This window comes from Arthrobacter cavernae (assembly GCF_017368795.1).
Taxonomy (GTDB): Bacteria; Actinomycetota; Actinomycetes; order Actinomycetales; family Micrococcaceae; genus Arthrobacter; species Arthrobacter cavernae.
This window is the reverse complement of the sequence record NZ_JAFNLL010000131.1, coordinates 1-658: the sequence shown is the minus strand read 5'-3', so window position 1 is coordinate 658 and position 658 is coordinate 1. Positions and strand designations below refer to the sequence as shown.

General features: G+C 67.5%; 1 protein-coding gene. It reads right to left on the bottom strand.

Annotation, left to right across the window (positions count from 1 at the left end; all coding sequences use genetic code 11):
* Position 1: 1 nt before the first annotated feature.
* On the bottom strand, positions 2-658 hold a 657-nt coding region (locus tag J1902_RS19115; RefSeq protein ID WP_207617938.1), incomplete at its 5' end, for a beta/alpha barrel domain-containing protein.

The following is a 658-nucleotide window of genomic DNA, read 5'->3' as shown; positions in this document are numbered from 1 at the left end:
CCTACCAGCCGCGCTCGGCGAGGCGGTGCGGCTGCGGGATCTCGTCCACGTTGATGCCGACCATGGCTTCGCCCAGGCCGCGGGAGACCTTGGCGATGACGTCGGCGTCGTCGAAGAAGGTGGTGGCCTTCACGACGGCGGCGGCGCGCTGTGCCGGGTTGCCGGACTTGAAGATGCCGGAACCGACGAACACGCCGTCGGCGCCGAGCTGCATCATCATGGCAGCGTCAGCCGGGGTGGCAATGCCGCCGGCGGTGAAGAGCACCACGGGGAGCTTGCCGGAAGCGGCAACTTCCTTGACCAGTTCGTACGGTGCCTGCAGTTCCTTCGCGGCGACGTACAGTTCGTCTTCCGGCAGGGCCGCGAGCTTGGCGATCTCGGCACGGATCTGGCGCATGTGGCCCGTGGCGTTGGAGACATCGCCGGTGCCGGCCTCGCCCTTGGAGCGGATCATGGCCGCGCCCTCGTTGATGCGGCGCAGGGCCTCACCGAGGTTCGTGGCACCGCAGACGAAGGGAACCTTGAAGTTCCACTTGTCGATGTGGTTGACGTAGTCGGCCGGGGTCAGGACCTCGGACTCGTCGATGTAGTCGACACCGAGGGACTGCAGGACCTGCGCCTCGACGAAGTGGCCGATGCGGGCCTTGGCCATGACCGG